Below are 7080 nucleotides of genomic sequence, written 5' to 3' on the forward strand. Positions count from 1 at the left end.
GGGGCCTGGTGGCCCTATGTGTCACCGTCACCACCAGTTACGGGGTGCTGTTCTACGCCTTCCCCGTACTGGCTCCGAGCATCACCGCCGACACCGGATGGTCCCTGACCATGGTGACCGCGCTGTTCTCCGCCTCCCAAATCATCGCGGGGCTGGCGGGCATCCCGGTCGGGCGCTGGGTCCAGGCCCGGGGCCCGCGTCCGGCGATGGTATCGGCGGCCCTGATCGCTGTTCCCTCCGTGGTGGCCATCGCCTTGGCCCCGGACCCGTGGGTGTTCGCCGCCGCCTGGCTGGTGGCCGGGGTGGCGATGGCCGGGTTGTTCTACCCTCCGGCCTTCGCTGCCCTGACCCACTGGTACGGGAAGGCCAAGGTCTGGGCCCTGACCGCTTTGACCTTGGTCGCCGGGCTGGCCAGCACCGTCTTCGCTCCCCTGAGCGCGTTCCTGGAGGGGGTCTGGGGGTGGCGGGGCGCTTACCTGGTGCTCGCCCTCGTGTTGTTGGGCGTGGTGGTGCCCCTGCACGCCTTCGCCCTACCACGAGGTTGGTCCCCCGGCGGCTTCACCACGCCAGGTGAGCAAGGGCAAGAGGCGCGTGCTGTGATGCGTAGCCGGGCTTTCTGGGCTCTGACGGTGGCCCTGGCTTTGGGGTCCTTCACCGTCTACGCGGTCGTGGTCAACCTCGTTCCTCTCCTTCAGGAACGCGGATTCGGCACGAGTGATGCGGCTTGGGCGCTGGGGGTGGGCGGGATCGGTCAGGTCCTGGGCCGTCTGGTCTACGCACCACTGGAACGGTGGACCAGCCCGATGCTGCGCGCCGTGTCCGTACTGGGCGCCTGCGCGGTAACCACCTTCCTCCTGGCCCTGGTGCCGGGGCCCTTCGGTCTGGTCCTGGCCATCGCGGTCCTGGCGGGCATGGCACGGGGCATCCTCACCCTCCTCCAGGCCACCGCTGTCTCGGACCGGTGGGGCACGACGCACTACGCCACCCTCAACGCCCTCATGCATACCCCGCTCATGCTGGCCATCGCGCTCGCCCCGTGGGCGGGCGCGGCGCTGGCCGGACCGTTGGGCGGATACACAGCGGTGTTCGTCGCGTTGGGGACACTGGCGGCCCTCGGCGCGATCCTCGCTCTGGCCACCCGCACCGAAAGCAAGCAGGTCCGTGTCTTCGCCCCCTCTTGAACACCCCTGCGCCCACCCAGTGACCCACTGCGACGGTTTCGCGCTCACGACAACGAAAGAGTCCCTGCCATGGAAGAGGTCCCCCTCGCCGTCATCGGTGCCGGTCAAGCAGGTCTGGCCACCGCTTGGGCCGCCAACCGCCACGGCGTGCGCCCCCTGGTTTTGGAAGCGGCCGATCGGCCGGGCGGTTCCTGGCCGCACTACTACGACAGCCTGACCCTGTTCTCCCCGGCGCGCTTTTCCGCACTGCCCGGACATGCGTTGCCAGGCGACCCCGAGCACTACCCCCTCAGGGACGAGGTGGTGGACTACCTGCGCGACTACGCCTCTCGGCTGGAGGCAGACCTGCGCTACGGGTGGTCCGTGGAGAGCATCGAACGCGACGGGGGCGGATTTGTCCTCACCACCGCCGATGGCTCCCGGGTGCGTTCTTCGGTAGTGGTCGCGGCCACCGGAGGCTTCACCCGCCCGCACCGCCCCTCGTTGCCGGGGCTGGAAGACTTTACCGGGACCGTGCTGCACACCGCCCAGTACCGGATCTCCGATCCCTTCACCGATCAGCGTGTGGTGGTGGTCGGCGGCGGCAACTCCGGGGTGCAGATCGCAGCGGAACTCGCCGAGGTGGCCCGCGTGAGTCTGGCCACCCGCTCTCCGGTGGCCTGGGCGAACCAACGGCCCCTGGGCCGGGACATCCACTGGTGGTTCACCCGCACCGGCTTGGACACGGCCCCGCTGCGCCGTATCTGGGAGAAGGGTCCGACCCTGGTCAACGACGACGGCCGCTACCGCGCGGCCTTCGCCACGGGCAACCCCGACCGGCGGGAGATGTTCACCCGCCTGGACGCTGCCAAAGTGACCTGGGCCGACGGCACCGTGGAGAAGGTCGACACGCTGCTCCTGGCGACCGGCTACCGTCCCGCCTTGGACTACCTCGCACCTACCGGCGCGCTCGACGCCCAGGGACGCCCGCTCCATCGAAGCGGAATATCCACCACGGTCCCCGGGCTGGGATACGTGGGGTTGGAGTTCCAGCGCAGCTTCTCCTCGGCCACCCTGCGCGGGGTCGGACGCGACGCCCGACACGTCCTGCGACGGCTTCTCGCCAGAGCACAACGTTGACGCGAGTCCGCGCACGCTCACAGTCCCGTTCGATCGGCCCACCGCAGGGAGAGAACAAGCATGCGGCAGATAGGGACCACCGTGCCCGCGACGGACCATGCCGGGCAGGAGAAGGCGGTTTCCCTACGCCACCTCAGCGCGGCCCGGCGCCGGGCTCTACGGACCTTGTGCGACGACGGACCGGCCTCCGCGGAGGGCCTCGCCGACATGTGGCGGCACAGCACTCCCCTCACGGCCCGCGCCCACCTCATCGCACGACTGCTGTGGGTCTTGGAGGCTTTGGACTACGCCGAGCCCACCGATGTGCCGGGGCTCTACCGCGCCACCGCGCGCGGGGCGCGCGCCCTCAAGTGGCACTGAGCACCCGTCCCCTCCCTCACTCTGTTTCAGGCCGTGGCTCGGTCTCCAACTCCTGGGTGATCTCGGCGATGGTCGCCTTGGCGGTGCGCGCCGCGCCGATGAGGGTGGCCGAGGCCGGCCCCGTCCAGTCCCCATAACCCACCAGGTGCAAACGGGGCTCGACCACCGACCGGGTGCCTTCCACCGTCACCCGCCCCTGGCTGTCCACGAGTCCCAAGGGGGCGAGGTGGTCCAGGACCGGACGGAACCCCGTGCACCACAGGATGGCGTCGCACTCCATCGTGGTGCCGTCGGACCAGGTCACCCCGGTGCGGGTGAGGTGGTCGAACATCGGCTCGGTTTTGAGAGCGCCCCGCTCGCGCGCCTCGCGCACGCTGGGAACGGCCACGATGTCGCCTAGGTCGCCCAGACCCGCTGTTTGCGACCGTTGCGCCTGGGTGGCGAGGGCGAAGAGCGCCCGTCCGTCGAGGTCGTCGGGCAGGAACCGGGGGGCACGTGCCGTGGCCCAGGTGGTCTGAGCGACCGTGGACAGTTCGGCGAGGATCTGGGCGGCGGAGTTGCCCCCGCCCACCACCACGACGCGCTGTCCGGCGAACCGGTCGGGGCTGCGGTAGTCCACGGTGTGGAGCTGCTCGCCCTCGAAGACGCCTCGGCCTGGCAGGTCGGGGATGTAAGGGGCGGCCCAAGTTCCGGTGGCGCTGATCACCCGTTGGGCCAGCCAGGCATCGTCGTCGGTCACCAGTCGTAGCCGGTCCCCGGATCGCTCGACCCGTCGTACCCGCGCCGGACGGCGGATCGGCAGGGCGTAGCGGCGCTCGTACTCTCCCAGGTACCAGGCCACATGCCGCGCGGAGGGGTACTCCTGCCCCTGTTCCTCGGGCATCCACCAGCCCGGGAGCATGCTGTGTTCGGCCGGGGAGAACAGTCGCAACGAGTCCCAGTACTCGGGCCAGGCCCCTCCTGGTCGGTCGTGGTCGTCCAGGATGACGAAGTCGGCTTTGGCTCGGCGCAGGAAGTACCCGGTGGCGAGTCCGGCCTGGCCGCCACCGATCACGGCGACGTCGACGAGTTGTTGCTCGGTGGGCATGTTCGTCCCTTCTCGGGTTGCCAGGAAGTCCACAGCCGCAGGAGCGGAGGCCGCGCGGAATGCGGCCTCCGCTCCCGAACATGATCGGCTACTGGCGTTCTGACGCGAAGCGCTTGCGCCAGGCCAGGGACACGTACACCAGCGCGATGAGCACCGGGACCTCGATCAGCGGGCCGACCACCCCGGCCAGTGCCTGGCCGGAGGTGACCCCGAAGGTCGCGATCGCCACCGCGATGGCCAGCTCGAAGTTGTTTCCCGCCGCGGTGAAGGCCAGTGTGGTGGTGCGGTCGTAGTCCATTCCGATCGCCTTGGCGAAGGCGAAGGTGCCGAACCACATGATGACGAAGTAGGCCAACAGCGGCACGGCGATGCGGGCCACGTCCAAGGGCTGGTTGGTGATCCTCTCGCCCTGGAGGGCGAAGAGCAGCACGATGGTGAACAGCAGCCCGTACAGGGCCCACGGGCCGATTCGGGGCAGGAAGGCCGACTCGTAGCGCTCGCGGCCCATCTTCCTCTCACCGAACCGACGGGTGAGGAACCCAGCGGCCAGGGGGATGCCGAGGAAGATCACCACGTTCAAGGCGATCAACCACGGCGAGACCTCCAGCCCGCCAGTGTCCAGGCCCAGCCATCCGGGCAAAAGGTCCAGGTAGAACCAACCCAGCACACCGAACAGCAGGACCTGGAAGACGGAGTTGAGCGCCACCAGCACGGCGGCGGCCTCACGGTGCCCGCAGGCCAGGTCGTTCCAGATGATCACCATGGCGATACAGCGGGCCAGACCGACGATGATCAACCCGGTGCGGTACTCGGGCAGGTCCGCCAGAAAGATCCAGGCCAGCGCGAACATCACCGCCGGACCGACCACCCAGTTGATCACCAGGGAAGAGATCAACAGGCGGCGGTCGCCGGTGACGGTGTCCAGGCGGTCATAGCGGACCTTGGCCAAGACCGGGTACATCATGATGAGCAGGCCGATCGCGATGGGCAGGGAGATCCCGCCGATCTCCATGGCGGCCAGTGCCTCGTTGATGCCCGGCACCAGGCGGCCCAGTCCCAGGCCGATAACCATGGCAAGCAGAATCCACACGGCCAGGAACCGGTCCAGGAACGAGAGTTTCGCGACGACGGACCCGTCTGTACCGCTGGTCGTCTTGTCGGTCGAGGTCATCAGCAGGGCCTCCTGTTGTCTGCGGAACCGGTGGCGCGAGCGGTGGCGGCCAGGTCCGCCAGCTGGGAAGTCACGGCTTCCAGGGCTTCGGGACGGAGTCGGTAGTAGGTGAACCGGCCGCAGGGTTCGGTCTCCACCACCCCGGCCTCGCGCAGCAGACGCAGGTGGTTGGACAGATTCGTCTGGCGGGCCCCGGTCTCCTCCATCAGGTGGGTGGTGCACAGGGTCTCGTGGGCGAGCAGGGACACGATCCGCATCCGAAGCGGATCGGCCAGCACCTTCATCACATCAGTATCGACTGACATCAGCATGCCCTGATAATATCTCATCAATCGAGGCTGATGAGATGTCGAACGGCCTCTCCCCTCACAGAGGAATCCCAGGCATGACCACACCTGATCTACCACCGCTTCTGCACGAACACGCCACCTTGGGAGCCGTCCGCTTGGCCGCCCGCCACCAGGGCCGTTTTTCCACCGAGACCGTGGAGGCGCTCATCCTCGACTCCCGCCAACGTTTGGCGGCCACAGCACGGATCACCACCCACTTGAGTGTTCTGGCCGAACGTTTGACCGCTGAACGTCTGGACGCGCTCGTGGCCATCCAACAGGCGCCCAACTCCCGCCCACCACGGGTGCTGTTCGTGTGCACCCACAACTCCGGACGCTCGCAACTGGCCGCCGCCTTGCTGTCCCACCGCGCCACGAACCCGGTCACCGTCTCCTCCGCAGGCACCGAGCCGGTTACGGACGTGGAACCGAACCTGGCACGAGTACTGGAAGAAGTGGGTGTCGGTCTGGGCCTCGCTTATCCTAAGCCGCTCACCAAGGAAATCGTTGAGGCGGCCGACGTCGTGGTCACCCTGGGCTGCGGCGACGCATGTCCTGTCGTGCCAGGGCGCCGCTATCTCGATTGGCCCACAGCCGACCCCCACGGAGCCTCGCTCACCGAACTGCGTCGAATCCGCGACACCGTCGACACGCACATTCGGGACCTCGTCACCTTTCTGGCCTCACCCTCCATCACCACCGAAAAGAAGTAAGGCCTGCCATGACCGACAACGCCAAGCCCTCCGTTCTGTTCGTGTGCGTGCACAACGCCGGACGCTCCCAAATGGCCGCCGCCTGGCTGCGCCACCTCTCCCAGGGACGGATCGAGGTCCGCTCGGCGGGCTCCGCACCTGCGGACACGCTCAACCCCGCGGTGATCGAGGCCATGGCCGAGGTAGGGATCGACATAACCGACCAGAACCCCAAAATCCTCACCGTCGACGCGGTCGAGGCCTCCGACGTGTGCGTGACCATGGGCTGCGGCGACACCTGCCCGATCTTCCCCGGCAAGCGCTACCTCGACTGGGAACTCCCCGACCCCGCCGGACAGGGCGTGGAAGCCGTCCGCCCCATCCGCGACGACATCCGCAAGCGCGTCGAAGAACTCATCAGCATCCTCCTTCCACACTGACCGTTGCCACCACGGACGCAACAGCCACATCCAGACGGCCACCTACGCCACACCACACGGCATAACACCTCGTACGAGAATCCGAAGAACTCGTTCTCCACCATCGGATACTTCTAATCCGACGGTCGCAGGTTCGAATCCTGCCGGGTGCGCCACAAAACCCCAGGTCACAGCCGCACCTGGCTGTGCACCGGCTGGCTCTTCCCTGTGGTGGGTCCACGGTGGGTCCCAGGTGGGACCAGCGTCAAACCCCGCCGACCGCCCCTGCCCCGCACCTGACGGCGAACCCGACCCGCATCCCGTAACACCAACAAGGCCGTGCGTTCCGCCGCCTCGCGCGCCAACTGCGGCAGCACACTGGAGTAGGTGTCCGCGGTCAGCACGATGCTCGCGTGACCCAGCATCGCTTGGACCACCTTCAGCTCCACCCCGGCCGCCAACGCCAGCGTCGCCGCACCATGGCGCAGGTCGTGCAACCGCACCGGCGGCAATCCGCTGGAGGTGTTCACCTTCCGGAAGAGGCGCGAGAGCCGCTCCGGGGCCAACACTCCGCCACCCGCCGCGGTGAACACGTACCCGCCCCGGTCCCACACCCGGCCGTGGTCCTGGGCCTCCTGCTGTTGGCGCCACCGGTGGCGGCGCAACACACCCACCGTGGCGTGGTCCACCATCAACGTGCGACGGCTCGCCGCGCTCTTGGG

At 68.2% G+C, this 7080-nt stretch carries 9 protein-coding genes; 5 read left to right on the top strand and 4 right to left on the bottom strand.

Going from position 1 to position 7080, the window contains the following annotated elements; genetic code table 11:
* The 3 genes from ACWGKS_RS29395 to ACWGKS_RS29405 all read left to right on the top strand — a co-directional run.
* The coding region (locus ACWGKS_RS29395; RefSeq protein WP_452524947.1) for an MFS transporter at positions 1–1181 on the top strand (1181 nt) is incomplete at its 5' end.
* Positions 1182–1250: 69 nt separating this feature from the next.
* Entirely contained in the window at positions 1251–2300 is a 1050-nt protein-coding gene (locus tag ACWGKS_RS29400) for a flavin-containing monooxygenase (RefSeq protein ID WP_452524949.1), read from the top strand.
* A gap of 60 nt (positions 2301–2360) precedes the next feature.
* Positions 2361–2660 (top strand): hypothetical protein, encoded by a 300-nt coding sequence (locus tag ACWGKS_RS29405; protein ID WP_452524951.1) that lies wholly within the window; start codon positions 2361–2363, stop codon positions 2658–2660.
* 16 nt (positions 2661–2676) lie between these two features.
* On the opposite strand, the gene ACWGKS_RS29410 is transcribed toward ACWGKS_RS29405, so the two are convergent.
* The 3 genes from ACWGKS_RS29410 to ACWGKS_RS29420 form a co-directional block, all read right to left on the bottom strand.
* Entirely contained in the window at positions 2677–3747 is a 1071-nt protein-coding gene (locus ACWGKS_RS29410; RefSeq protein WP_452524953.1) for an ArsO family NAD(P)H-dependent flavin-containing monooxygenase, read from the bottom strand.
* An 88-nt stretch (positions 3748–3835) separates the two neighbouring features.
* The gene (gene arsB, locus ACWGKS_RS29415) at positions 3836–4918 is read right to left on the bottom strand and encodes an ACR3 family arsenite efflux transporter (RefSeq protein ID WP_452524955.1); all 1083 of its coding nucleotides are present in this window, start codon (positions 4916–4918) and stop codon (positions 3836–3838) included.
* Complete coding sequence (locus tag ACWGKS_RS29420; RefSeq protein ID WP_452524963.1) at positions 4918–5202, bottom strand: ArsR/SmtB family transcription factor; 285 nt, start codon at positions 5200–5202, stop codon at positions 4918–4920. The genes arsB and ACWGKS_RS29420 overlap by 1 nt, the downstream gene beginning before the upstream one ends.
* A 101-nt stretch (positions 5203–5303) precedes the next feature.
* Here ACWGKS_RS29420 and ACWGKS_RS29425 point away from each other — a divergent pair, with 101 nt between their 5' ends.
* Together ACWGKS_RS29425 and ACWGKS_RS29430 are read left to right on the top strand one after the other, a co-directional pair.
* Complete coding sequence (locus ACWGKS_RS29425) at positions 5304–5960, top strand: arsenate reductase ArsC (protein WP_452524956.1); 657 nt, start codon at positions 5304–5306, stop codon at positions 5958–5960.
* 8 nt (positions 5961–5968) lie between these two features.
* The gene (locus tag ACWGKS_RS29430; RefSeq protein ID WP_452524958.1) at positions 5969–6379 is read left to right on the top strand and encodes an arsenate reductase ArsC; all 411 of its coding nucleotides are present in this window, start codon (positions 5969–5971) and stop codon (positions 6377–6379) included.
* 167 nt (positions 6380–6546) lie between these two features.
* Here the strand turns inward: ACWGKS_RS29430 and ACWGKS_RS29435 are convergent.
* A partial coding sequence (locus tag ACWGKS_RS29435; RefSeq protein WP_452524960.1) for a tyrosine-type recombinase/integrase occupies positions 6547–7080 on the bottom strand: 534 nt, incomplete at its 5' end.

It is taken from the genome of Nocardiopsis sp. NPDC055879 (genome assembly GCF_053615935.1).